The sequence below is a fragment of the Paenibacillus sp. S33 genome (assembly GCF_053615415.1).
Map to the genome: position 1 here is coordinate 207,470 of NZ_JBSIEZ010000002.1, position 25,277 is coordinate 232,746.

Consider the following 25,277-nt stretch of genomic DNA (forward strand, 5'->3'; position numbering starts at 1 on the left):
CATATTCCAACGAATTAATTTATGATAATATACAACTAACCAATTAACTAATTAGTTAGTTAGAATCTACAACCAATTAGTTCGTTGTTTTTTTCGCCTTATTATCTAATTAATTAGATAATATTTTTTTCGCTATCTAACTAATTATTTGGATAGCGAAAACTTCGTTAGGAGGTGAGCCATATTTGGAAAAACAGAAGAAGACCATGATTACATCTCTTGGTGTTGTCGTTCTTCTGATCGTGGCTGTAATGGTATTGAGGCAACCACAGCAAAGTGTTGATTCCACTACTTCGATTTCAGGTACGCCAAACCAACAGGAAAGTGTCCAGGGGATTTCTCAGTCCGCCAGTCAACCGGCAGCTGAACACCAGGAGACAAAGACTGATGTATCTCCATCCCCGCCATCGCGGAAGCAAGATGAAAGTCATGAGAAGATTAACGGCATTCTTGATACGGTATCCGATACGGTATCGAGTAGAGCGCCGTCTCTTTGGGATGGAGTTAGAAATGTATGGAGTTGGTTACTTGGCTTCGACACGAAGCACCTTGTGATTCTCGTAATCATTATTTTCGTTTTCCTTGGTTCAATCGGAAATATCAGCAGTGGTTCCAAAAAGAAAGAGAATGGTAGGTAGGTGAACAAATGTTCGGACGAATGAAAACACAAGACAAGTCGGAGAGTGAGGTAGTCCCCCCTTCATCCACAACACAAAAGAAGATGAAAGAGAAGGCACCCAAGCAGATGATGATGGGGAAGATCGGCAGGATCTTGTTTTGGACATTTATCGGGTTCGTGTGTTTACGAGGAATAACTTCTCTAATTACTGGCCCAAAGGTTATTCAGCAAGTGAATAACTACGGAACTCAGATACAAGAGGTGCCCACAGGCGCCAAAGGATTTGCTGCTGAATTTGCAACAGAATACTTTACCTGGGATAGCAACTACATCAATAGTCGCAGTAACAGGCTAGCTCAATTCATTACCAATATTGATGCTGACGCAGGTCTGGATGCTTATTCAACGAAGGGACAGAGCGATGTTTTAACCGCTGAGGTAAGTGATGCCCAATGGATTAATAAATCGCTAGCCGAAATTACAGTTGCCGTTCGGAGAAAGGCAACTCTACCAAAACAGGACACCCCAGAGAATAAGTCAACCGAATTAAGTTTAACGCCTAATCCTTTGGATAGAGACAATTCAATCATCAAAACAAATATGGTTGTTCCCGTTACAGTTATCGGTAATAAGTATGTGGTTCAAAACTATCCTCGCTTTATTGGTGAGGGTGAAAAGGCGAATGTTCCATCTACCGATTTGGGCCAAGTCGTAACAGATCAGCAGCTTATTGAGAGTGCTAAAAAGATTACGACGAGTGTTCTCACTGCAATGTTCAATAACAAATCTGACGAACTCAAATATTTCTATGCCGAAGGAAGCAAGCCAGCTGCTACTTATCAAAAGGTTAACTACTCCTTTCAAAAGGTAGAAACCTTAACGTTGAGACAAGCTGAAACCGATGCTGTAGGGCACTACACCGTTTATGCAACGGTATCCGTCAAAAGTCCTTCAGGAGAAAACTTCAAAAATGATTGGATCTTAAAAGTAGCGTCCAAAGGAAGTGAACTGTATGTTACCTCCATTGGAGATTCTTCGATTAAATAAATCATTTTCATTGAAAGGAAGCTATACATGAACAAAGACAAGAAAAAGAAAATGAAAAAAGTAGGTCTTCGCACTATGCTTACATCTCTCGCAATCAGTGCATTTTGGACAACCCCTATTTACGCTGATACTAAAATTAAGGTCGGTGAAAATTTAGGACAAGAGCTCAAAGGAAATATTGATCCAGTTATCCCGGGTATTGTACTTGCGGTGTCTGCTTATTTCTTTATTAAACGTGATTGGCCAAAGATGTTTAGTTTTATTGGCATTAGTCTTCTTCTCGGATTCTTTTCGGATTGGAAAAGTGTTCAAACGTTGAGTACAACGATCATGCACGCTATTTTTGGTGGTGGTAACTAGCTTATGGATAAACCAAGCGAAAAACCAAGGTTTATCTGTCAAAACTACTCAAAAATCTGGAATTTCGATTTAATACTCTATGCCATTGAGGGAAAAAAGCTCATTTTCCCCCTCAACATCCGCATAGCCGGTATTGCACTTGTGTGCTTTATGGTTTTTTTTGTTATTGGTAAACTGTTACCTTTCATTTCTGGGGGATATACATACGTAGTGTTCCCTTCATTACTGACTTGGTTCATTGCCAAACAAAAGTTGGATGGTAAACCCCCACACAAATGGCTCATGAGCATGGTGTATTTCTTAATGCGGAACAAGGTACTCCGCCGTTATCAGAAGATGCAATACAACAACCATTATGTTTACAAAAGTAAAATTATGTATCGTACCCATAGAGAGCGCATGTAAGCGGCGCTCTTTTTTAAGGAGGTTAACCAGCTTTGGATTTATCAAAAAAACCACAGCGAATCAATGTAGAATTTCCCATTGCTTATTTTGAACAGAATCTTATCTTTACCCATAACCATGAAGCCTGGGCAGTCTATGAATTGAGCCCTTTTGTATATGATCATCTCAGTGACCGGCGAAAGCTTGATAAATTATTTTCACTCTCATCCCTACTAAGCGTGTTTAGCGATAAATTTCATCTGCTATGGCTGCCAGAGGTCCACGATATCTCTGAGCATCACGAACGCTTGAGACAACGACTATCCGGTCCGCTAAGGGATTGGTCAAAACAGATGGTGGATTTTCATGAGGATTACTTAAACTCAATCTACAATTCAGGCATTAATTCGAACAATGTCAAATACAAGGCTTATATCATCGTTTATCTTGCTAAAGGTGAAAGCAGTGACCTAGTTGATCAAATAGAGGGGGTCTACACAGAGGTCAAACGAATCATATCCCGCCCTAAGCGAATCATCGAAAAGTTTACCGGACTGAATGCTCCTGAAATATATGAACATGAATTTCTGTCTTACTTAACTAAAGAAAAACAAATATATAGTCGGATCAGCCGCAAAATCAAATTACTTCGGGGAACGGAACGGACCACCGAATGGCTTATTAAACGCAACTTCTGGTTAGGAATTGCCGATCCTGAATTACGTTCCACCAAAACAAAAGCATGGTCTCCGAAAATAAAAAAAGGCATTCGAAATCGTATGGAAACTCTTATGTATGATTCACGGCAAGTGCTCACTCTAACGGAAGCTGATATTAATGCAAAACATCCACGTCGCATTACATTGACTCAGCCTCATGATGGTGAAGAGAAGACGATTCATCATACATACTTAACGGTGTCCGAATTACCGGATGAGTTGGAGATGCCTGATAACGAGTGGCTATATTCAGCCGCCTTACTACCATTCCCTATGCAAATGAGCATCAAGGTAGATGTGCTTGAATCACGTGAGGCCTTATCTAAAGTTTCACGCAAAAAAATGGAAATCGAAAACCAAATCAAAAATATCAACGAAGCACAAGCCACCGTACCTGAAGACTTGGCGGATAAACATGCAAGTGCTCACTTTTTAGAAGCCGATTACAAGAAAAGTAAAAATCCTACATTTTTAACGCATGTAACATTTGGACTCTATCATACGGATCTGAATGCTCTGAAAAGTAACGCTAAAATCTTACAAGATCACTTCAAGGATGCTGGCAATATCCAAGTAGCACAGCCTGCTGGTGATCAATGGCTGCTCTTTAATGATTTTATTCCTGGTTCGCCGTTGTACGTGACGGATTACATTCAGCGAATACCACCTGAAACACTTGCTGCTAGTATGATTGGTGCATCGCAGGAACTTGGTGATGAGCATGGTCCATACATCGGCACTACTGGGGATTTGGCCCGCCCAGTTTATATGGACCCAGGACACCCTAGTAAAATCAATCGCAGTCCAAGTATCGTTATTGTAGGTACGCTAGGTGGGGGGAAATCCGTATTAGGTAATCTGCTCTCATACATTTGTGGGACGGTTACAGGAGGAAAAGTGCTTATCCTCGACCCTAAAAATGAACGAACCAATTGGCCTCTGCACCTCCCTGAACTTGATGAAGCTGGTCAAATTCAGGTGACCACCTTATCTTCCGATCTGGAGGATCAAGGGAAACTCGACCCTTTCATCATGCTCAAAGATATTGAAACGGCTAAAGAGGCAGCGGTTGAAATTCTATCTTATCTATCATCAACGGGTACAAACACGGTGCAATATAGTTATATTTCGCGCGCTGTACAGATGGTTGCCGCTGAACCCAAACCATACTTAGCAAAATGTATAGAACAACTCTATAAAATCGGAGAAGACAATAAGCCAGAGGCAACTCTTGTTGCCGAAATTTTAGAGAGTTTTATGACTCTTTCCTTTGCCAAACTGTTATTTGGTACGGGTGAGGAGAAGACAATGAACCTGGATTGTATCTTTAATATTCTGCAAATTGCTAATTTACAGCTTCCAGATCCCCAGACACCTACTGAAAATTATTCATTAGGCGAAAAAATGAGTGTAGGTATCATGTTCGCTGTAGCTCGCTTTGCTGAAAAATTCATCTACCATGACCGTGGAATTTTTAAATATGTAATCTTCGAAGAAGCATGGTCCTTTTTATCAAACCATGCTGGAAAAGCGATTGGAAACAAAGTCGTTCGGACCGGACGAAGCTTGAATGGTGGGGCTGTCTTTATTACACAGAATGCTACTGATGTATCCGGTGACATGGCTGGTAACATCGGAATCAAGTTTGCTTTTCGTGATGAGGATACCGAAAAGATTAAGAATACACTGAGCCTGTTTGGACTTGAGCATATCCAATCTAATATTGATATGATCCGTAATCTTAATGGTGGACAGTGCTTGATGCAAGATGTAAATGGCCGCATTGGTATTCTCGATGTAGATTTGGTCTTTACACATCTGGAAGAAGCTTTTGATACCCGCCCTCCAGAAGAATCAGAACTCGCACAAGAGGAAATAGGGGAGTTTGGTATTCTTCAGGAGTTCCAACAGCACGTGGAGCAAATGGAAGGTGCAACGTATGAATAAGTTTGGCCACTTGAAGCGGTTATCTCGCCTTTTGGTCCTTATACTTTTTACATTCCTTGCGCTATCGTCATCTTCCATTGCTCATGCCGACATTATTGATGATCTAATCCCCAACGATGGAGACAGCTCAGCAAATTACAACCAGCCAGCTTCCCGTTATCAGGTGGAGACGGTTAATCCAGACCGCGGAGCACTAGAAATCGAAGAAAAGGCTAAAGACTCCATGAATGCGTTTTTGGATTTCGTGGCCAGTGGTTGCCTCATGATCACGATTTACACGACCAAGTTTTTTATCTTTATTGCCCAGGAAGCATTTGAATTCCGATACTTCAATCTCATCGTGGACGTTGTTGTTGAACTTGTCCAGAATCTTACCGGGATTCGTTTTGGTAGTTGGGGAGACGGATTATGGGGAGACTTTATAGGCGTATTTATTCAAATAACGATCGTTTATATCCTGTATCTCATGATCAAAGGTCGGTTTTTGGATGGGATGTCTTCGATTGCATCCTTCTTAATCGCACTTGCTATTATCTTGGCATTCTTCACCAATTTAGGACCTTTTCTTAAAGGTGTGAACTCCTATGGACAGGATCTTAATAACTCTTTTTATATCACGTTTTCGTCCAATTCAACCAATCCAGGAACTGGCGTTAATCAATGTGCAAATAACCCGTCCAATAATGGAAAAGGGGGAGTATCTGGATTCTCACGAGAGTTATGGGCAGAAGTTGTGGATCGTCCTTATCAGATGATGCAGTTCGATTCGATGAATGTGGATTGTGACATTCTAAGAAGTGTATTAAATACAGAACCCGATAGTGAAGATCGTACGAAAGCTTTAAAAGATGCTGAAGTAGATTACCCTCACGTTGCGAAATCGCGGACGCTCTCCAAGTTTGGCATCGTCATTATGAATGGTATTTTATCGCTTATCATTTTAATATGTTTTTCCTATTTTGCTTTTTTCAGTATTCTTGGCAGACTCAAAGCTTTGTATCAGTCGGCTATGATGTCCTTTACTCTTTTTGCAGCTTTACTCCCAGGTAGAGGCGGCGGCGTTCCAGCATTACAGCCCCAATTTACTAAATTAATCGGTTCCCTATTAACTGCCGTTATGGGGTTGCTATTTTTAGATATTTCTTTGGTCTTAGGGCACGGCGTCTTTACCGTCGTACAAAAGATAACAAGCAGTTGGTTCGTCTCACTCGTCATTGAAACAATCACCATTTTAGCAGGCTTCTATTTTAGAAAAGATGTAGCCGGCTTTTTGGTCCGAAAGGTTAACCCTGGAAGTGGAGGTGGTATTGAGGTACCACAAAGAAAGCCGTCCGTCTTGGGTTACTCATTTAAACGGAAAATGAGCGATGCCATCTATGACCGTACCGTGGGTAAAGCTTTCTCCACGATGTTAGGAGGAAACAAGGGAGCCAATAAAATTGGCATGCCTCGGAAGTTTAATCCGCTTTCACTAAACAATGCCAATAAAAGCATAGATGATGCAACCGCGGCTAGTATGTCCCTTCGGTATCATAACGAGAAAACCGCTGCAGAAGATGTAGCTGCCAGTACCGGTGATCCGGTGCAATATACGCCTTTTGTCAGCAAAGTTAATGAAAACTTGGAACATGGGATGAAGAATCCTTTTCGTGGGCTGGATAAGGAATGGAAAACCGAAAAGGATCGTTTGGCTTCCATCAAATCCGGTGGCGGCAACATTAAAGACGCTATCCTTACAAAGGGTATCCATCCTGGGATGAATGATCAGCAGGTTGCATCCGTTATGTACTCCAATGAAAGTGCGATTCGGCAGACAGGGGCATTTTTTAACGACCGTCCTCAAGAAGCCTCCCAGCAGATAAAGAACGCTAAAAAGCTGCAAGGGAATCCGAAACTTAAAGCCAACATGGACGATTTTTCCATGATGCAGCTGTACAAGAGATACAAACAGGATCAGCGTGATAGTGTTCAGCAGGCCCGGAAAACCGGTGAGCGTGTTCAACAAACTCCATTCGTTCAGGATATGAATTTACGGTTCAAAACTGCTGGCTTACACAATGCATCCCAAATTAAAACCGCGATGTCGAATCCATTGCGACGTGCGTCTATTATCTCTCATTTTTCTGGTATGCCTGAATTCTCAAAACAGCAAACGAAATTGTTGGATGCGAATGAATCTCTGAATACAATGACGAGATCGACTAGTCTTTCGACTACGCCTGCAGGAGTAAAACCTGTATCCATCAAAGGTCCACTGCAATCAAAAGCCAGAGAGCAAATCATCCGGCAGGCTGCTGGGTCGAAAGTGGATACGGTAAAGGTTCCTTACCGAGCACATATTGCTCCTGAATTAAATACACGCATGGATATGAGCAAAGTCAAGATCAAGGATACAAAACTGCAATCTGCCATGCGTGAGAAGTCTGCAGAAATCAGACGGTTGATGGCAGAGGAGGGCACCAACGAAAAATTGAATGTGGTGAACACCAGACAAGTGCAAATGGAGCAGGCATTCAAAATAAAAAGCAAGATGTCTTCTGAAATTACCGAAGCTCTAAGAACGGAAAAGAAAAGTTTGACGATTATGAATAAAGCCAGCAAGGTCGCTGAAGTATCGGATGCCAATATTAATGTGGCGAACAGTATCAAAAAGCGTGCGGTTGAAGCTCGTGGAAAATCGACCTCGGCTAAGAAAGATTAGCAACAGGGGGGTGGATTCCGATGGCTTCCAGGTTTAATTCAAAACAGATAGCCTCAACACTGGTCAAAAAAGCTGTACAGTCTTATGTAAAGAAGAAGTTTAAATTTACGACACTACTGATTGCAGCCGTGATTGCCTTTTTAATTCTAGTCTTGTTGGCCATCATCATAGTAGTCAGTATTTTAGTATCCAACCAGACTGAAGATTCGTTTGTTTCTCAAAAAATACTGCCGCCCCAAATCTATGTTCAGGGTTTGAAAAAGCACATTACAAGTCCTTATGGGTATCGTACACACCCGATTACTAAAAAGAAGACATTACATTCGGGTATTGATATCGGAGTTCCAGAAGGAACACCTGTTCAAAGTTCAACCGCTGGCACAGTGGAGACCGTAAAATTCCCCATGCCTAGCGACCCAGCTTCGACTCAAAATGCTGGTATTTTTGTCGTTATTTCGAATCCGGACCCGCAGTTAAATCTAAAGACGCGGTATCTCCATCTAAGCCAAGTGTTTGTGAATCCAGGCGATACCGTGGAGGCCGGACAAATTATTGGTTTATCCGGTAATACGGGGAGATCCACGGGAGCCCACTTGCATTTTGAAACTATTCCTGATGGGAAAAAAGCCGTTAACCCGGTGCCGTATATTAATACCATATCTGAAATATTGGATATATCTACGAAAGAAGCGATGTCCCAAAACATCCCCATTACGTTGCCAGCCAGCTCAGACGCTCGCAACTATGAATCCCCTAAGATGTTATATGTGAACCAGGTCATCATAGGAGATCAGGCCGGAAGCGGGGGAAGTGGTGGCCGGTCGTCTGCTGGGGGGGGAACGTCTTCTAGTGTTCCTTATATTCCAGACCTTCCCCCTCCCAATGTACCGGGTATAGAAAAGATGCATCCGTTTATGAAGAGATATGCTTCACTAGCTATTCAGGAACAGAAAAGAACGGGTATATTTGCTAGTGTCATCCTCGCACAAGCTGGAGTAGAGTCTACTTTTGGGCAAAAAACTATATGTCATAATTTGTATGGGATAAAGGCAGATAGTCGCTGGCGGGGTCCGGTTTGTAAAGGGAAAACAAAAGAGCAAGAGAAGAATGGGAAGATTCATCATATTGTTGACTATTTCCGATCGTATAATACTTTTGAAGAGTCGATTATTGATCATTCTAACTTCCTGTTACAAAATTCAAGGTATAAGAATGCATTGGCCCAGAAGAACCCGTATGACATGGCCAGAGGCATATCTAGAGCTGGATACGGAACAAGTTTGGATTATGAACGGCTTTTTATATCTGTTTTAAATGACAACAATCTCACTATTTTTGATAATGGTGGTATTGATCCAGCTACCGGCAAGCCTTACGTTGATACAGGGGGGATGAATCTACCGATTGGAGAGGGTGGGGGAGGATCTTCGTCTCAAATCTCACCAGGCGATACATTAGCAGATTTACAGGCCGATACGATTACAGTGGTATACGGTGTTGCTCAATACTATGGTAATAGCGCGGTGAGGATTGTTCGATCCGCTGATGGAGGAGTAGACAAGTATCCGATGGAGTATGATGGGCGGCCCATCATTAATTTGGTGAATTATAATAAAGTGGTACAATTAAGCCAGTACGCGGGGAAAGAGACCCGTGCGCCTGAAATTCAATTGGCATCCAAACCAGCTGCCATTACCGTAACGTTAAAAATGGATAAAAAGAAAAAGCTATATGTTGCAAATGTTAGCACCAATACAGATTAGAGAGGGTGTGCCTATGAGCGCGATCAAAAATGTACTTTCCCAGGATCTATTTTTTGTGTTGAATTTTGAAATGACTTATAAGGGTGCCCAGCGATGGTTTGCAGATGCCGGCTATGCTATGAGTGATATTGAGTTATTTAAAACCCTTGTCTTTTCGGAACAACTGCCTGAGGATCATCAATTTGCTCTTCTTAATTTGGTAGTGGACCGTTATGAAAATGTGTTCTTCCAGGCTAATCGAGTTTTTGAACATAATGCCGATGATGAAATCAACGATACCCATGATCCAATGCATCAGTTGGTGTTGCATATCCTGCGGGAGCGGATTATTCATGGGGAGGAGAATGCTTTGATTACTCTAGGTTTGGCTCTTATAAAGGACAAGCAAGCAACGGAACCGCAATACTCGGCTTTGCATTCCTATTTTGATACAATTTAATTACTCATACAGGCGACCATGTGGTCGTCTTTTTTCTTTTTCGAGTCTTCAGTATCGAAATGAACCAAACCAATTAGGTGATGATTCATAAGCATGCAGATCATAAGGAATATTCATCTTCAGAAACGGGTCTTATTTGGCTAGGGAAACAGCCACTGAAATACTATTAAAAATTCAGAATCGTTAAACACCTATTTTATCTTTATATTTTTATTATGTATAATATTTTTTTCTTTTATGTTTCAGTATGTTTACTGTTTTAAGGGAAGGAATATCTTAGTAAAGTCAATAGATTCATAGGATTAAAGGCCACGTAGAGGTGAGTTAAAAGCCACGCCAGAGATGAGTTAGCGGCCACATGAACGTGAGTATCGTCTATATTTGTGGGTCATACTTCTATGTATACACTAATCCCCCCTTTTTATTCATAAAAAATGCTCAACTTGGCGTGGCCGATCACTTGAATTAGGAGCTTTGCTCTTTTTTGCTGCATGTATACTCGGTTGGTGTGGCCAGTGTGTGAAAAGGCATCAAAATACACTCGAAATGACTCACGTTGATGTGGCTTTTCCCAAATTCACTGGGAATCCGCCCCCAATCCATTACATTGATACATATCTTTTGGAACTGAGAGACCTTATGACTCACGTTCGTGTGGCCTTTAGATAGTTAAATCAATCTCAAAGCCCCCTACAAAGACCAAGCCCAACGTGAGTGTATTATCTGTCTAAAGTACAGCACAATCAAATTAACGAATGGGACAGGAGGAAGTTGGTATGGCCATCGAAGAACAAATGGAGTTTATTTTCGGGAAGGGCCGAACAATTGAAAGGAGAACTGGCGTGATGAGAGCAGAATACCGAAAGGGCTGCCCGCAAAGAGATGGTGTGGAAAACGAAGGCTATGCGGGAGCGCGGAGCGTCGGCACTCTGGAAAGTAAGGAAAGAGACGGTGCAAAGAACTTGCTGGAAAGAATACTGGACAGGAACAACCTGAACAAGCCTACAAGCAAATCAAGCGCAACCACGGAGCGCCGGGAATCGACGGCATGAGCCGTAGCTGCAGGAAAACAGAGACGAACTCTTGCAGAGCATCCGGGAAGGTCGCTATAAGCGGAACCCGGTACGACGCAAGGAAATCCCCAAACCAGATGGAAGCGGAGTGAGAAAGCTCGGCATTCCACGGTCGTGGATCGCATCATCCAGCAAGCCATCGCCCAGCAGGTGCAACCGCTATTTGAGCCGCGTTTCTCGGATGGAAGCAACGGCTACCGTCCGGGGCGGAGCGTGCAGGAGGCGATTCGAAAGGTGAAAGCTTATGCAGAGCAGGGATACGGCCACGCAGTAGAAATCGACCTCTCGAAGTACTTCGACACGCTGAACCATGAGCTGCTCATGAACCTCTTGCGCAATCAAATCAAGGACAAGCGCGTAACCGACCTGATTAAAAAGTATCTGAAAAACGGGGTACGCCGCAAAACGGAAGAAGGTTCTCCGAAAGGAGGTCCACTTGCGCATTGCCGGAAGCGCGATACTGCAACGCTCTGTTACAAACAAAAAGCTTGCACATGCAGGGTATTATGACTTCTCTGCTCAGTACGAGCGTCTACGTCAATTGCACTTAAACGGTTGAACCGCCGTATACCGAACGGTACGTACGGTGGTGTGAGAGGTCGGCTACTCAACTAATCAACTAATGGATAGCCTCCAACTCGATTTATCTAGCTAAGGTTGTTCTATTGTTTAACTAATTTCATATATCTTTTAGGAGGTGGTGTTCATTGAAGCCATTTTAAAACCTTTCACCAACACCATAAATCAATATCTTTTTTTAAAACAATTAATTAAAAACATAAAGATAACACCCTTCGTTAATACCTTTTTATAGCACGTTTCAATTCACTGAAACCCTTGGTAATACTGGGGTTTTAAGATTGTAAAAAATTGAAAACAGAAATTCAATTTCAGAATCCAAAGTGTAAGATTTTTTATTCAGATTCTATCCAACATAATTAAGAGTCATCAACTGACTATACACTATATGATTTGAGCTATCCCTACTACCAAAATAAATATAAACAAGGACCAAATATATAAACACAAGCAAAAAAACGTTATCCACAGCTTATTTTAAAAAGAAACCATTAAATGTGAGTATACACAAGTAGAATGGCTTGCAAGTAACTCGTGAATTCTTGAAAATATATAATTTAGAGAATAAAGGTAGAGGTTAATTCAAAGAACATTTAAAAATAAACATGACAAATAGCAGTAGGCGTCATAAAAAAAAGATACTACTGCTAATAAGTTATATAATATGACTGCAGAATTATTTTAGGCATAACAAATAAACCAGAGGCTTGTCTAAAAAACTAGAGTGCCCATTTCATGTCTTCGGCCTTCCTTTTAGAAAGTAATTTTTCTATTTCTTGTTTAATTTCTAAGATAGGAGCTGGTAGAGACTTTATCCGATAGAAATTTTGAATAAACCAATCCGGACTTTGACGAAACCTGTTAAGCCAGCATTGATTTAATCGGAGAAGTTTATCCCATACGATTTGGTGTTGGAGATTAGCTTCTTGAATCAGCTTCTGATTGACATTTGATAGTTGCCCGCTGGTAAAGAGGCCTGATTCTGCCGCTTGTTTCTTATTGTTTATCCCATCAAGATCCATTGAGAGTTGAACAGCATAATTAAGCTCAGCTGCTTCCATTACCGCACGAAAATAGGCACTGATTTGGTCTAATTCATTCGTTTCGTCACTTATTATGTATTCATCATCTTCTCTATAGATCATTTTAAAGAATGCTTGAGAACGCATTTTATTTTTTTGAATGTTATAAAGAGCGGTGTCAAAAATTTCAGTTGCATATTCGTATCCGAATTTAGCATAGTAATCTTCCATAACCTTTGCCACTTGCCAAACAGCTTTGCGGGATAAAAATTCAAAGCAAAAACGATGCTTTCTGAGTTGTTTCATAACCCAAAGCTCTGCACCTTCAGAAAAAACTTCCCCCATGTCCAACCACTCTTGATGTACGTTTAACACTTGGAAGTTTTCTTTATGAATTTTCATTTTCAAATACTTTGAAGCATTCTTAAGAATCTTCAACGCTTCTTTTCGAGTACGAATGTTGAGGAGACCCAATGGGCCGTAAAGATCACTAATATACCCCCAGCGGAAGTTGCCGGGGATATAAACGAGTTCTTTTCCAACATAATGAAGAACAAAACGCTGAACATTTCGATCTTCACTTAAAAACGATTCCGATACAAAAAAAACGAAGTTTTTCGCATACAGATTGTCTTTCTCCGTTTCTTCTTTATCTCGAACAAAGACAAATTGTTTAAAAAATAGTCTTCCATATTCGTCATAATAAACGATTTCTTCATGAATTAATTTTTGCAGGAGAACAGAAACTCGATAGCTGGAGGTTCCCAAACGTTTCGCAAGTTCAACGTTCGTGAGGGGGACTTCGCCACCATAAGCACACACTGTACCAAGTAACAACTTAAGCTTAAAGAGTAGGCGAGTGTCATTATGTAATGTTCGAGCATCGAACAGCGAGGGATGATGTTTCATTGGTTGCCACTCCTTTTTTATTCCCAACCAAAAAAGTATACAGGAAATAAAGGGTATGGCTTTTACTTTTTTTGAAGGCGTGATATACTAAAAACACATCAACAAAGTAGTAAAACCAAGACCCCGACTCCTCATTGTCTAATAAGTGCTGGTCGCCAAACTAACCACTTATTAGATATATAGTTGGGTTCTTTTTTTTGAATTACTATATTAAAAAACTTTATTCTGTGAAACTTTCAACTACAAAAATGATTATAGCATTGCCTATTCCAATTGAAAACATCACAAAAAGTACGAGATAAACGTAAGAAAATCTAAAAATGTGATAATCATAAGTAAATCTAGACAACTAATTTAGTACGAAAAAATGGTAAGAAAAATTCTAGGGCCTGAATTTGTAAGGGAAAATTTTCAATTCGACAAATGTCCTTCAGAATTTACTCATGTTTAGAACGTAAATATAGTAATAAAGTTTTAAAGGTACGAGTATCACGTAATAAAATACATAGAGTACGAGAAAACAGTAAGAAAATCTATAAATTATCCAAGTTCATGAAAGATTATAAGATAAAAGTTTTTCCGAAAAGTACGATGAATTCGTAATAATTTTGCTTATACATAGAAAGTACGAAGAAAATGTAATAAAAACTAATGAAGTACGAGGAAATCGTAATAAGAATTTAGTTGGTACGAGGAAATAGTAATAATTCTGTCTAATCCTAATCATTTAAAAATTATTTAAAATATGTTTTAAACTCTAGTACGATATTTACGTAATAAAAAATCGTTCAATATATCATAGTACGAAAAATTCGTAATAAAAATCGATTGAGTACGGATATATAGTAATAAAAATAAAACCATAGCTATTATAAGGAAAGTTAGACTAATCTCTTATATATTCATGCTAAACAATATCGACTGATCCGAAGATTGATTGATCATATTTTTGAGGAAGTTGTGAAATATCTTTCCTTTGATAAAAGAAAACCGAGCCAAGAAGAACGATTTCATTCCTCGATAAGCTCGGGTTGTATAGGGAGTGACAACTGAATAGGTGAATCCACCTGATCAAAAAAGTCATGCATTTCAGTATTCGTTAGTGGTATGAAGCAGATTTCGAAGGCAGAGGGGCTATATCTTTTGTAAGATTCGATCAGGATATTAAGGGCTTTAAACTCTTCAAGTGCATCCTGCACTTTTCTCATATTCATTTCTGTTTTTCGTTTGTCCATTCGTACTTTTCGCGTGAAAAAGTTGAGTGGGAAGACGTCTCTAAATTGCTTTCCTTGAACGTAACGTTCCAACCGCTCTTTTTGTAAAGCATGCACGAGTATCTTGGATATGCTCCCTTGGATTGAATCGAGACTATCTCTATATATCTTTACCGTTTGCTGATTAATGTACTGTTGGTGAAAATAAGTACCAATAACAATCTCGGCATAACGTCTGCCATTAGGATTCGAATTAATTACTACGGAATCAAAGATACTCCAGTCTGCTGAACCAGGTCTTGCTTTTTCAGACTGTTTTTTAATTACGGCTTGAAATCCAAAGGATCTGATTTTTCGTAATCGTTTTTCAATTTCTACGTAATTTTTAACCCCTTGAGAGTTGTAAGCTCGCTGCACTAACTTAGAAATATCCACAGTGATTGTTCTATCGGTGTAAAAAGATTCATCTTTTTGGGACATCACATAGAATATAATTTCCCGATCTGTTCCATCTAAGGTTTTTGTTAAGCTTTTGTCGGCAAAAAGCAAGTCGCCATCTTCAACTTTAATAATTGTCCGCAGAAACTCATTGTCGCTAATCTCATAGTCGTCGAAGAAAGTCTCTTTCAAAGTAATTGCATTAATTTCTCTTTTAATTTTCAATGATGTTGATTTCTCAGAGAAGACTACATTTTCGATTAGACCATGTGGCTGTACATCCACAGCTTGGGTTAAATCATACTTCTCAATAGTATCAGCAATAATAAAATTGAGATCTGTCTCTAGAGCCTTTCGTATTTGATTCGTTTTCTTTGTTGACAAATAGCGATAATCCGAGAGGAAAGTCGAATTTGTCGATGACCATTCTTTAATTTGTTTCAAACGTAGCTCGGGTAAATCCTCTAAGTTTTTTACACCTATTAATCGTTCTGACTCGGCAATAATATCTAATTCAGGTGCAGAAACTTTCATTTGCTCAAGTGCAAGCTTCCATGATGAAATTTCAATCGAGACAGGGTTGTTTGGAATCTTGACCAATTCCTCTTGAAACTTTTTAAGCCAGTACTTTTTACTTTGTTGTTTTTTTCTATAATTTTTTTCCCTTATTTCAACGTGATCTTCAAGATGCTGTGTGTCGTACCCAAATGTCTCAATAAGTATACGCTTGACATATTCAAACAACCAGGTCTCCTTGGAAACACCATCCGTATCCTTATATAAATACGTATACATATGATCCACAATAGTCTGTGGGATAGATTCAACAATTTTAGTTAAAGCAAATAAAGACAACTTGACCATATAATCTCCCTTTTCTAAAAAGGTTTTAGCTTAAATATATCACAATTGGGCTTGCAGTCGTTAAAAAGCTTCATAGGTTTGCTTAACAATTATCCATTAGAAAAGAGGTCATATCAAGTATGTATATGAAAAGAAGCGGAATGCGGAAGTTACGAATATGGCTGGTTATATCGTTAAAGCCATTGAGGAGAACTACGCCGATACTCAAAAAGCCTTTGAGCCAGAGGACGAGCAAGATATTGAAACTGTCATTTCATGTATGAACGATCGTATACGCAAGTTTATCTTTTTCAAAGACCGCAGTGTTCAAGAGGAGATTATGAATGAAGTTGAAGGAACCCAACAAATGATAAAAAGTATCACTGCTGATATTCTACGGGTAATGGAAAAACGGAAATTTAAGAACTTACGCCCTTTAGAGGAAGCAGACTTTGAAGAGGAATGGGGGAAATCTTCCCTAAGACAGATTCTACAGGATATGTAGCCTGGTGGGAGTCCATTAATTAAGGAGATAGTTTAAATTATTTTAGGTCGCAATTGAACTGTAGGTCTTTCACCTTGTGGAATTGTAAAGGGTTTAACATCAATTTGAAAGTACCGTAATCGTAACGCTAGAATGAAATATATTAGGAACAGTGTAAAGCCGGTAGGTTATTAGACTTACCGGCAGATCTCGTATGAACATCGTCAGCAATACAGTAAACGATGGGCTCATGCTACCGGCTCTAAGGGGTCCCCCGCCCCTAAGACCCGCTAACCAGGCCGATAATTAGAGCGCCTTCGCCGGAGGAGAACGCCTCAGCCAAGGCGCTCTACGTTCCTGTCCTTCGTTTTACGCGACCCACGGAACATTGGGGGCCAGGATAGGAGAAGCAAACATGGGAAACCATTCAGCCAGCTCAGTGTTGCTGTGACTTCAGCCATCAAAACCTCAACTACCCCGCAGTTTGTTAGACCTAAAGAAAACGCTCTGATTAATCAGAACGTCTTCTGATGGGGATGGAATGAGAAAGTCATTTAGTCTATCGAAACAATTTGCCATAATCCATCTTTATCTTTTTCGAAATAGAAGGTGTACCGTATATCAGGTGAAGAACCTTCTTCTTTATTAAGCCGTTCGCCTACTACGGGTACCAATATCCGATCCTTTTCTTTTATAGCTTCGGCAATACCTGTAAACTTCACGGGCTGATCCAGGAGGTAATCGTGCCCTGTTTTAACAGTTGGGCTGAGTGCAGCATGGAACTGATCCAAATCTTTTGATATAAAGGCGTCCAGAGCCACTTTGAGTTTTGTTATCATGCCATCCTCGACCAGAGGGTCTTTAACTTCATTCCATTTGATCTCGTCCAAGCTGGCTGATTGACCTGGTCCTTCTTTTACTGCCGACTCAGGGGCTGGCGGTACCGCTTCATTAGTGGGTGTAGTTATTTCCTGCTTTCCACAACCAGTAAACACACTTACACCTGCAGCAAGTATGAGAATAGAAATAATTCGAGCAGGTTTATCCATGTTTAGATTTACACATCCTTTCTCTTTCTTTAACGAATCCATTAAAAGAAAGTTGCAATACTTTTAGTGTAAAAAAAGAAGGCGTCAACCGAATGATCCTCGTTCAATTGTATGTCCAAGATATTTTTAGGGTGAAGAGGGCTCGTGAGTACCCTCTACTGGATTTTAAGAAACCATGAAGAAGACTTTACGTCCATCGCCTGTTGCCTTAACGATGCCTGTTCTCATCTGTACAGAACCAGAATCATCTAGGAAAATAACGTTTACCAGCGTCCCGCGAGCGTACTTTGCTTTCTCATAACCTAAGCTGTAGGATCCTTTTGCTAACAATTGCTTACAGCAATTGTTAGCAAAGGATTACATTTGTGGATGAATACAAATCACTCCAGCAGGTCTTTTTTCACTCTATTGGCGTGGAGCAGTTGCTATCATTGATACTGAAACAGGATCGGAAAGTCTCTAAGCTGAAGGGAGTCCTTAGAGAGGTAGAAATTGTATATGACCCGATGAATTATCTGTCTATCTTGATAACTAAGTTAGATTACGCTATAATATAGCTATTCGGAAACACATTGATGATCTCTGACGACATGAGTCGATGGAGAAGGAGAATATTGTTGTCTTGGTGACGGCAATGAATGTACATGCTCTGATGCAAAATTGGATGGTCAATTTATTTGGCGATGCCTTTTTTTGTGTTCGGGGCTTTTTTTGTTTATTCAAACAGGAGGGATGTATTATGTCTCAAGAAGATCAAAAAGAGAGGTTTGTTCGAGTGAACACAAACAACCAACGTACATATATGGGAGGCACTTTAGTGGTTACTGCTGTTCCTGCTCTTAAAAATGAGAGTGATGAAGGTGACGAGCAAATTGCCGTTGGCGATGCAGCTCTTATTGCTGGGTACGCCACCTTGTTGGACCAATCTAATATCATTGGCCAAGTCACTGTTCCGTTTGAACAACTAAGACAAAAGTTCTCGGTTGAGAACTTCCTTAGAAACCCAAAGTGAACTGATTTCCATAGCGTGTATAGAGGGTGAGGAGATGCATATATTGCATCTCCTTTTTTTTGTACTAAAAAGGGAGGATGTAATGCTGATTAAAGTGGCATGCATTCAAATGATAAGTTCTTTGTTGTATGACAGTTACGCCTCATTGTGAAAAATGTTAGGCCTGCTGAAAAAAGTGCATCACTCAGAAGTGATCAAATACACACTTAACAAATAGGAGACAATTATATGTTAATGGCAACTCTTGCAAATCGAAATATTCGATCGATGAATGAACAAATCGCAGCTGGTGAGTGGGTAGATATCACAGAGTTATCTAGAAGTATGGGTTTTCCCCCTCAAATGTTGGTTAGTCGTGCAGCATGGGATACTGCCGTATTTCCAGATCAGAAGGGGACTTCCCTAGGGATAAATACTGCTAATGCAGCGGCTTTCTTTTTGTCCCTTCTCAAAGTGACTATCGGGGTAACGCAACCTGGAGCTACAGTTTCTTTTTCTGTATTTGTAGCCAAGCCTGAACTACATCCCATTCCTTTGACCGTGATCGGTGCATTTGGGGATTACGGCGAGTATATTTTGAAAGTGGAATTAACAGCTGAATTACAACGGCATATTGAAAAAATTCATAATTAAAATAACCTTTTAAAAGGTGAGAAGATATATGCAAACGGAGAATGAAAATCAGAATCTTTTCGACGACGATTACTCAGATGGGATTCATAATTGCAGTGTGATGCATTTTGTCCCAAATGTGAGAATGCGGACCGTAAGAAGTATCCATATTAATCGGTTACTTTTTACATGTTGACATAAATTCATGAGTTTGAAGGCAATTATTTTCCTTCAAAAAGAAATCAAATATTAGGGGGGAATCTCTGCGCGGATAAAGCGGGAGATTTCCCCCGCTTAATTCTCGTAGACTACACAATGCTAAAAACCTTAAATGGCAAATGTATTTCAACATGTTCGAGTGTGTCACACCTATCATGGTACTTCATGAGCTGGAATGATATCAGGGATTCTTCTAGTGCAGATGAATTCATAGAACAAAAATGGATTCACCTGATTAATCAGGCTCATTTTCTAACTTACATGAAGACGAAAGGAGAAACATACGATAAGTTGCATATTATATCGTATGTGATATAATCAATGGTATATATTGAGTTTGCAAAAGATAATTCAGGACAACGTCCTGTTTTAAATGAACTAGAACGCTTGCGTAAGCAGGCCGCCGCCAACAATCCGGAAGCTATCTGGCTGTTACAGCGGATCACACGTGCTCTACAGTTTGCTCAGAGATACGGCATTCCTGAAGCTCTTATTCATAATCTAATTTCTGAAGATGATGTGGGTATTCCGTTTACGTTAGTACAGCCTGTTAAGGCACTAAAGTCTCATCAGCCTTTGTATGAGCTACGCGTAAACCAAAAGAACCGCAAAGGGGCTTTCAGAGCCATCTTTTTTACACACATTTTTGAAGGTAACCAGATATTGGTCTTCACTTACTCAGTGATGAAGATGAAGACTTCATCACCAGAATTTGATAGGGTGGTAGAGCTTACAGAACGTATGATTCCTAATTTTTTAAAAGATCCGAGTAAGTATATTAATGGTGGCTGAAAGGAGTTTTACGATGAAAAAATTAGGGCAGGACTTCGAAAACTTTATGCAGGAAGCTAAACAAATTCCTGAAGTTGAAGACTATTTAACATCTTTTTCTGTAATGGTTGGAGATATGGTGTTAGCCCGAAGAACCAAGTTAGGATGGAGTCAAGCGAAACTTGCTTCCCTTGCCGGTACTACCCAAGCTAGAATCTCCCAAATAGAAGCAGGGAGCCAGAGTGTCAAATTAGATACGATTAATCGGGTTGTGCATGCGCTTGGACTTAAAAGCGTTTCTCCCTTCTATGGGGAAGAAGCTGCAAGTAAAGAAGTGGTATATTAGAAATAAAAAACACAAGGAGTCACCTTTAAAGTGGCTCCTTGTGTTTTTTTTGAATCAATCGATAAAATAGAAATAGATCTAATAAAAAAGATACGTACGAGCAACTCATGTTTAAGACGCGCCCGCGAGGAATCGAACCTCGATCTCAGGCTCCGGAGGCCTACGTCATATCCGTTGGACCACGGGCGCATATTTTTCTTACGTGAAAACGATTATACACAAGATTCATACAAAAAACTACCCCTCTCTCGCCGCTTGGCAGCCCCAGCATTGAATTTCTGGGGATCTACATACCTTAACCCTTAGGAGACGGACGTCAAGGCTGAAATGAACGCTACGCGACCTTGACGTCCTCATTTTATCTCTACTTGACCATTTATAGCAGTAACGTGCCATTTTCCAACTAAATATTTACCTCTTTCAAGTTCTCCTAAGTAAATACCATCCCGCGTGCCAACATCCGTTTGTATAAGTTGTAATAAAAAAGCCATGAAAATCCGTTAGCAGAGTTCGTAATTGCGCCAAAAAAACTCCTAGGATGCTTGTGATTTTCGTACGGATTTGTCGGATAGGAACATAATAGATCGAACGTAATGCTGCATGTTCAGAAAGGAAGGCAATCAATGGAGAAAGTTCCGCTACAATCTATGGTTATAGATTGTAAAAAATATCTTAAATAGAAATATAAGGAAGAAAACACCGTTAGGGCGATCCATTATGAAACCTGCAGACAGAACCTAAGTGAAATCATGACCGTTCTAGGGGTAGACGTGAAATATTTCTGTACTTTGTGGTATTATAAAAGTATTACAAGATCAATGATTTTCTCTGCTGAATGGTTCAAGCGGAGAACAGCTATGCTTTTGGCATAAGTGAAATGGATGTTAAGGAAGAAAACGAACGTACGGGATACGTATGCTCTTTTCTTCCTTTTTTGCGTCCTAAAAAGCTAAAACTGTATTTTCTGTAAGTCTCCCGGTCAGGGGAACGTATAACTACGTCCCCGTCTGACCGCGGGGACTCTACGGAGGAATGATTTAAATGAAAGAACTAATTACAAGACAAGAGCAATACCAGACGGACAGTCACATGAAAGGTAGACACTTCGCAATTGTTTGCGAAAAGGAATTGCTTGGCGCCAGGAAACATCTGATAGTACAAAAGGATATGAAAATAAAAGATTACGATTTTATAGGTTTTTCTGAATGGGATGCAAAAATGTTTCCAGATCGTGAGTCACTTGAGGAAGCAATAGCCCTTAAACGGCAAGAAATGCACAATACAGCTGTTGGAAATATATTATCTGCTCCAGTTGTAGTTAAGGTATCACAGGAGCTTGATACTCTTTTAAATCTTTATAATCGAATTATTTTTTAGAAACTCCTTCGGGGGTTTCTTTTTTTGTCTCTATGTAAGTCTCCTTAATCTTGTGGTGATAAATATCTTATTCATACGTAGTACTTCCTTTTAGTGCTACTTCAATAAGTACTTCTTTACTTTCAAGATTTGATACCTCCTCTTTCAAAACCTGAAAGGGGGTCTGTCATTATTTGATACCTCCTCTCTCAAAATTTGATAGACGATTACGTTTATCAAATTTTGAGAACCCGCCTATCAAAATCTGATAGCCGTTAAAAACAGGAATTTGCGCCTCTCAAATTTTGATAGGCGAAGCATTTCAGATTTTAATACGCCGCCTCTCAAAATTTGATACCCGCTTCTCAGATTTTGAGGGGCTGCCTTTCAAAATCTGAGAAGCGGATATCAAATATAATAAAGTTGAGTTCTAATCGAAAAAACACATTAAAATTGAATTCTAAATTTACAAATTATTTATTATTGTACAGAAATTAAAGTTATATTTTGGAAAATATTATATAACGATTCACACAATTTAATTGAATGGGTTTAAAATCAGTTTGATTTTTTACTGGCGTATGAATTTCATGCTAATATATCAGAAATAAAGAAGGTATAATCATGGGGGCATGGATGTATGAAAAGTGTGGAGAATTTGGTTAACAGTATTGTCGATGAATCTGTGATTAAAGGGAAAACTTATATTTATTTAATATCAGGTACAGAGAATTCGTTCACCAGCGGATATTATAAGATTGTTGAAAATGAAGTCTCATATGTTAGTGATATAACGGTTTTTCTTTTTGAAAAATATACAAATGAGATTGGGATGATAATGAGGGGAAAGGGGATTCTTTGTATTAAAGTGGAAGCTGGAAAATTAATGGAATATAGTATTGTAAACGATATGAATCCAGAGCTTTATGATAGTGATGTCTTCGAATTGATTATCTACCAGAGATATGATTTGGAACCGGAGGGAGAGGAAAGTAAAGTAACCTTATGGAAATCATTAAAAGCCGAGAAAATTAAAGAAACTCTAGTGTTTGCATGCTATATGAATGATATGGAAGGAATCAAGGAACTCGTTGCGAACGCAAGTAAATCCAATTTAGATAAGGTTTTGAAATATCACGGTACAGCTTTGCAGTTTTGCTGTAAACACAATAATTTAGAGGCATTTAGACTTTTAGCAGAAAAAGGGGCAAATGTAGGAAAACGTGCGTTGGCTGAAACACCGCTTGAAATTGCATTTAGATATTCAAGTGATATTGTGAATTATATACATACGGAATATGCGGATATCTATCAAAAAGAGGTAGAAAAGAAGGGGTTCGGGATCGCTCTTCATTGTAAAGATGAAGCTCTGTTGAATGATATATTAGAGCTGGGCTGTGATGTGAATTGCGAAAAGAAACCGTTTCCCCCTTTACATAATTTTGCGGATTGTAATAACGTTTTGGGTATTCAATTCCTGTTGGATCATGGGGCTAATATTGAATGTAGGAACCAGTATAAACAATCAGCCTTGCATAGAGCTGTCAGTAAGGGAAATGCAGCAGCAGTAGAAGTCCTATTAAAATATGGGGCTGACATTAAGGCTAAAGATGATAATGGAAAAACACCTTTGGAATTGGCTTGGGCACGTGAAGACAAAACAACATTTAATATGATGGAATGATTAAGGAATTTCTTTGTTAGCAGATCTAGTATGAAGCCGACTTTATTAGGTCAGCTATACGTTTCATATCAATTTGCTACGATAAGTTAGAATTGAGCTTATATAAAATTGAGAACAAAAAAAGCCCCTAACCCTCAAGAAAACAAGAATTAAGGACCATCCTATTTTAATTTTAAAGGTGAGGAGGAGTTAGACCTCCATCTCCTTCTTGACGGGAAGGTATTTTCATTAAACTATCACCATACACAGAAAGGATTGAGACCTTCATTCTCCCGCGTGAAAGGCGGGCACTTTAATTAAGCTACTGTGTAAGAAAATTGTACCATATGTTATTATATGTGTAAATAATATTTAAGGTGATAAAATGAGAAAATATGAAAAATTAAACGATAATGGCAGACAGTATAGATGCTATGTTTGTAAAGAATCAAATATTGTATTTCATGAACACTATGTAAAGCTGTGCCAATCATGTGGCGAATACAATGAAAAAAAACGTCTAGCCAAGCATCATTTAGAATCTTACATCGCATTGATTACAGGTGGACGAACAAAAATAGGATATCATACTGCATTACGTCTATTACGAGACGGATCACGAGTCATTTTGACAACCCGTTTTCCGTATGATGCATTACAGCGTTATATCCAAGAGCCTGATTTTGAAAATTGGAAAGATCGCATCCATATCTACGAATTAGATTTTCGCCAAATTGAAAGGGTAGAAATGTTTGCCCGTTTCATAGATAAAGAGTTTCCCTACATAGACATCATTATAAATAATGCTGCTCAGACGGTAAGAATGTCGCAAGAGGAATATAAGGAATTAAAATTAAATGAAGTGGAACTCCAAAAACAAATAATGGACAACCAACGTCTACTTGCTAACAGCACGACTATCTCTTACTTTGATAAATCTACGAATGAAACAAAAGATATTCAAAATTTACAGCTTTTTAATCAAGAAATGGGAGTAGTAAGTCACAATCATTCGTTTCAAAATTCATGGACAGCTCAATCCCATCAAATTTCCATGGTTGAAATGCTCGAAGTTCAGCTAATCAACGTGACCGCTCCATTTTTGCTCAATACAAAGTTGAAGGATACTATGATGAGGAGTCCTAATCAAAATCGATTTATTGTTAATGTATCTGCGGCAGAAGGCCGATTTCAGATGAAAAGAAAAGGTGGATATCATGTCCACACCAACATGGCAAAAGCCTCGCTTAATATGATGACCCTAACCTTGTCTAAAGAGTATAAAAAGCATCGAATATTTGTAACTAGCGTAGATCCTGGCTGGGTATCAAATCAGTTTCCAGAACAGGTAAAGGGTAGTCGAGAGATAAATCTACCATTGGATTTTAATGATGCTGCAGCTAGAATTTGCGATCCAATCTATGAAGGAAAAGACGCAGAGAGACCACTCACGGGTGTATTTTTAAAGGATTATAAACAAGTGGATTGGTAAAAGGTATTCATATTATTATAAGAGGGTAGCCAGAGGCTCTCCCTGTATATCTATGTATAGAGGAGTTTAGATTGTTGTCAGGGTAAGCTAATACATATGGGGGATGGTCGATAATTGGCTGTTCCCTTTTTTCGTGCTGGCCATATAGCTACTACTTATAGGGAAAAGAAGGGATTACATTCAAATTAGTTGAATTAATCCTGATAAGACAAATCA

The 25,277-nt window shown here is 39.4% G+C and carries 20 protein-coding genes, 1 tRNA gene and 1 pseudogene; 18 read left to right on the forward strand and 4 right to left on the reverse strand.

Features of this window, described 5'->3' with window-relative positions; genetic code table 11:
* The first annotated feature begins 185 nt into the window (after window positions 1-185).
* From ACWGXJ_RS26035 to ACWGXJ_RS26080, 10 genes and pseudogenes are all read left to right on the forward strand, one after another.
* Window positions 186-638: a hypothetical protein gene (locus tag ACWGXJ_RS26035; RefSeq protein WP_452568084.1), complete on the forward strand. Its 453-nt coding sequence runs from the start codon at window positions 186-188 to the stop codon at window positions 636-638.
* 8 nt (window positions 639-646) lie between these two features.
* Complete coding sequence (locus tag ACWGXJ_RS26040) at window positions 647-1,666, forward strand: conjugal transfer protein (protein ID WP_452568085.1); 1,020 nt, start codon at window positions 647-649, stop codon at window positions 1,664-1,666.
* Window positions 1,667-1,693: 27 nt separating this feature from the next.
* Window positions 1,694-2,026 (forward strand): hypothetical protein, encoded by a 333-nt coding sequence (locus ACWGXJ_RS26045; protein WP_452568086.1) that lies wholly within the window; start codon window positions 1,694-1,696, stop codon window positions 2,024-2,026.
* A 3-nt stretch (window positions 2,027-2,029) separates the two neighbouring features.
* Entirely contained in the window at window positions 2,030-2,431 is a 402-nt protein-coding gene (locus tag ACWGXJ_RS26050) for a TcpE family conjugal transfer membrane protein (RefSeq protein WP_452568087.1), read from the forward strand.
* A 32-nt stretch (window positions 2,432-2,463) separates the two neighbouring features.
* The gene (locus ACWGXJ_RS26055; RefSeq protein WP_452568088.1) at window positions 2,464-5,076 is read left to right on the forward strand and encodes an ATP-binding protein; all 2,613 of its coding nucleotides are present in this window, start codon (window positions 2,464-2,466) and stop codon (window positions 5,074-5,076) included.
* A complete protein-coding gene (locus ACWGXJ_RS26060) occupies window positions 5,069-7,777 on the forward strand; it encodes a CD3337/EF1877 family mobilome membrane protein (RefSeq protein WP_452568089.1) in 2,709 nt (902 codons plus the stop codon). The genes ACWGXJ_RS26055 and ACWGXJ_RS26060 overlap by 8 nt, the downstream gene beginning before the upstream one ends.
* A gap of 20 nt (window positions 7,778-7,797) precedes the next feature.
* A complete protein-coding gene (locus ACWGXJ_RS26065; RefSeq protein ID WP_452568090.1) occupies window positions 7,798-9,540 on the forward strand; it encodes a glucosaminidase domain-containing protein in 1,743 nt (580 codons plus the stop codon).
* A complete protein-coding gene (locus tag ACWGXJ_RS26070) occupies window positions 9,509-9,979 on the forward strand; it encodes a hypothetical protein (RefSeq protein ID WP_452568091.1) in 471 nt (156 codons plus the stop codon). Before ACWGXJ_RS26065 ends, ACWGXJ_RS26070 begins: the two co-directional genes overlap by 32 nt.
* A gap of 776 nt (window positions 9,980-10,755) precedes the next feature.
* Complete coding sequence (locus ACWGXJ_RS26075; RefSeq protein ID WP_452568092.1) at window positions 10,756-11,031, forward strand: hypothetical protein; 276 nt, start codon at window positions 10,756-10,758, stop codon at window positions 11,029-11,031.
* A 123-nt stretch (window positions 11,032-11,154) separates the two neighbouring features.
* Window positions 11,155-11,562, forward strand: a pseudogene (locus tag ACWGXJ_RS26080) (reverse transcriptase domain-containing protein); the annotation flags it as partial.
* A 788-nt stretch (window positions 11,563-12,350) separates the two neighbouring features.
* On the opposite strand, the gene ACWGXJ_RS26085 reads toward ACWGXJ_RS26080, so the two are convergent.
* Together ACWGXJ_RS26085 and ACWGXJ_RS26090 are read right to left on the reverse strand one after the other, a co-directional pair.
* Entirely contained in the window at window positions 12,351-13,562 is a 1,212-nt protein-coding gene (locus ACWGXJ_RS26085) for a hypothetical protein (protein WP_452568093.1), read from the reverse strand.
* Between the two features lie 1,010 nt (window positions 13,563-14,572).
* Window positions 14,573-16,078, reverse strand: coding sequence for a hypothetical protein (locus ACWGXJ_RS26090; protein WP_452568094.1), 1,506 nt, complete (start codon window positions 16,076-16,078; stop codon window positions 14,573-14,575).
* A 157-nt stretch (window positions 16,079-16,235) separates the two neighbouring features.
* Between ACWGXJ_RS26090 and ACWGXJ_RS26095 the strand changes: the two genes are divergently transcribed.
* Complete coding sequence (locus tag ACWGXJ_RS26095) at window positions 16,236-16,562, forward strand: hypothetical protein (protein ID WP_254348826.1); 327 nt, start codon at window positions 16,236-16,238, stop codon at window positions 16,560-16,562.
* Window positions 16,563-17,095: 533 nt separating this feature from the next.
* Here the strand turns inward: ACWGXJ_RS26095 and ACWGXJ_RS26100 are convergent.
* The gene (locus ACWGXJ_RS26100) at window positions 17,096-17,590 is read right to left on the reverse strand and encodes a hypothetical protein (RefSeq protein ID WP_452568095.1); all 495 of its coding nucleotides are present in this window, start codon (window positions 17,588-17,590) and stop codon (window positions 17,096-17,098) included.
* A 622-nt stretch (window positions 17,591-18,212) separates the two neighbouring features.
* On the opposite strand from ACWGXJ_RS26100, the gene ACWGXJ_RS26105 reads away from it, so the two are divergent.
* From ACWGXJ_RS26105 to ACWGXJ_RS26120, 4 genes are all read left to right on the forward strand, one after another.
* Window positions 18,213-18,602, forward strand: coding sequence for a hypothetical protein (locus ACWGXJ_RS26105; RefSeq protein WP_452568096.1), 390 nt, complete (start codon window positions 18,213-18,215; stop codon window positions 18,600-18,602).
* A 228-nt stretch (window positions 18,603-18,830) separates the two neighbouring features.
* Window positions 18,831-19,235, forward strand: coding sequence for a hypothetical protein (locus ACWGXJ_RS26110; protein WP_452568097.1), 405 nt, complete (start codon window positions 18,831-18,833; stop codon window positions 19,233-19,235).
* Between the two features lie 519 nt (window positions 19,236-19,754).
* On the forward strand, window positions 19,755-20,225 hold the full coding sequence (locus tag ACWGXJ_RS26115) for a hypothetical protein (protein WP_452568098.1): 471 nt from the start codon (window positions 19,755-19,757) through the stop codon (window positions 20,223-20,225).
* A gap of 13 nt (window positions 20,226-20,238) precedes the next feature.
* Window positions 20,239-20,550, forward strand: a complete 312-nt coding sequence (locus ACWGXJ_RS26120) for a helix-turn-helix domain-containing protein (protein WP_452568099.1) — start codon at window positions 20,239-20,241, stop codon at window positions 20,548-20,550.
* A 117-nt stretch (window positions 20,551-20,667) separates the two neighbouring features.
* Here the strand turns inward: ACWGXJ_RS26120 and ACWGXJ_RS26125 are convergent.
* Window positions 20,668-20,739 (reverse strand) — tRNA-Arg (locus tag ACWGXJ_RS26125).
* Window positions 20,740-21,591: 852 nt separating this feature from the next.
* Between ACWGXJ_RS26125 and ACWGXJ_RS26130 the strand changes: the two genes are divergently transcribed.
* The 3 genes from ACWGXJ_RS26130 (at window position 21,592) to ACWGXJ_RS26140 (ending at window position 25,061) form a co-directional block, all read left to right on the forward strand.
* The gene (locus tag ACWGXJ_RS26130) at window positions 21,592-21,927 is read left to right on the forward strand and encodes a Spo0E family sporulation regulatory protein-aspartic acid phosphatase (RefSeq protein ID WP_452568100.1); all 336 of its coding nucleotides are present in this window, start codon (window positions 21,592-21,594) and stop codon (window positions 21,925-21,927) included.
* A gap of 619 nt (window positions 21,928-22,546) precedes the next feature.
* Window positions 22,547-23,590 (forward strand): ankyrin repeat domain-containing protein, encoded by a 1,044-nt coding sequence (locus ACWGXJ_RS26135; protein WP_452568101.1) that lies wholly within the window; start codon window positions 22,547-22,549, stop codon window positions 23,588-23,590.
* Window positions 23,591-23,954: 364 nt separating this feature from the next.
* Window positions 23,955-25,061 (forward strand): SDR family oxidoreductase, encoded by a 1,107-nt coding sequence (locus ACWGXJ_RS26140; protein ID WP_452568102.1) that lies wholly within the window; start codon window positions 23,955-23,957, stop codon window positions 25,059-25,061.
* Window positions 25,062-25,277 lie beyond the last annotated feature (216 nt).

Excerpts from the sequence above, each read along its gene's own strand:
- ACWGXJ_RS26040 (WP_452568085.1), top strand. The coding sequence starts at position 647 with ATGTTCGGACGAATGAAAACACAAGACAAGTCGGAGAGTGAGGTAGTC.
- ACWGXJ_RS26045 (WP_452568086.1), top strand. The coding sequence starts at position 1,694 with ATGAACAAAGACAAGAAAAAGAAAATGAAAAAAGTAGGTCTTCGCACT.
- ACWGXJ_RS26050 (WP_452568087.1), top strand. The coding sequence starts at position 2,030 with ATGGATAAACCAAGCGAAAAACCAAGGTTTATCTGTCAAAACTACTCA.
- ACWGXJ_RS26060 (WP_452568089.1), top strand. The coding sequence starts at position 5,069 with ATGAATAAGTTTGGCCACTTGAAGCGGTTATCTCGCCTTTTGGTCCTT.
- ACWGXJ_RS26065 (WP_452568090.1), top strand. The coding sequence starts at position 7,798 with ATGGCTTCCAGGTTTAATTCAAAACAGATAGCCTCAACACTGGTCAAA.
- ACWGXJ_RS26070 (WP_452568091.1), top strand. The coding sequence starts at position 9,509 with ATGTTGCAAATGTTAGCACCAATACAGATTAGAGAGGGTGTGCCTATG.
- ACWGXJ_RS26075 (WP_452568092.1), top strand. The coding sequence starts at position 10,756 with ATGGCCATCGAAGAACAAATGGAGTTTATTTTCGGGAAGGGCCGAACA.
- ACWGXJ_RS26085 (WP_452568093.1), bottom strand. The coding sequence starts at position 13,562 with ATGAAACATCATCCCTCGCTGTTCGATGCTCGAACATTACATAATGAC.
- ACWGXJ_RS26090 (WP_452568094.1), bottom strand. The coding sequence starts at position 16,078 with ATGGTCAAGTTGTCTTTATTTGCTTTAACTAAAATTGTTGAATCTATC.
- ACWGXJ_RS26095 (WP_254348826.1), top strand. The coding sequence starts at position 16,236 with ATGGCTGGTTATATCGTTAAAGCCATTGAGGAGAACTACGCCGATACT.
- ACWGXJ_RS26100 (WP_452568095.1), bottom strand. The coding sequence starts at position 17,590 with ATGGATAAACCTGCTCGAATTATTTCTATTCTCATACTTGCTGCAGGT.
- ACWGXJ_RS26110 (WP_452568097.1), top strand. The coding sequence starts at position 18,831 with ATGTTAATGGCAACTCTTGCAAATCGAAATATTCGATCGATGAATGAA.
- ACWGXJ_RS26115 (WP_452568098.1), top strand. The coding sequence starts at position 19,755 with ATGGTATATATTGAGTTTGCAAAAGATAATTCAGGACAACGTCCTGTT.
- ACWGXJ_RS26120 (WP_452568099.1), top strand. The coding sequence starts at position 20,239 with ATGAAAAAATTAGGGCAGGACTTCGAAAACTTTATGCAGGAAGCTAAA.
- ACWGXJ_RS26130 (WP_452568100.1), top strand. The coding sequence starts at position 21,592 with ATGAAAGAACTAATTACAAGACAAGAGCAATACCAGACGGACAGTCAC.
- ACWGXJ_RS26135 (WP_452568101.1), top strand. The coding sequence starts at position 22,547 with ATGAAAAGTGTGGAGAATTTGGTTAACAGTATTGTCGATGAATCTGTG.
- ACWGXJ_RS26140 (WP_452568102.1), top strand. The coding sequence starts at position 23,955 with ATGAGAAAATATGAAAAATTAAACGATAATGGCAGACAGTATAGATGC.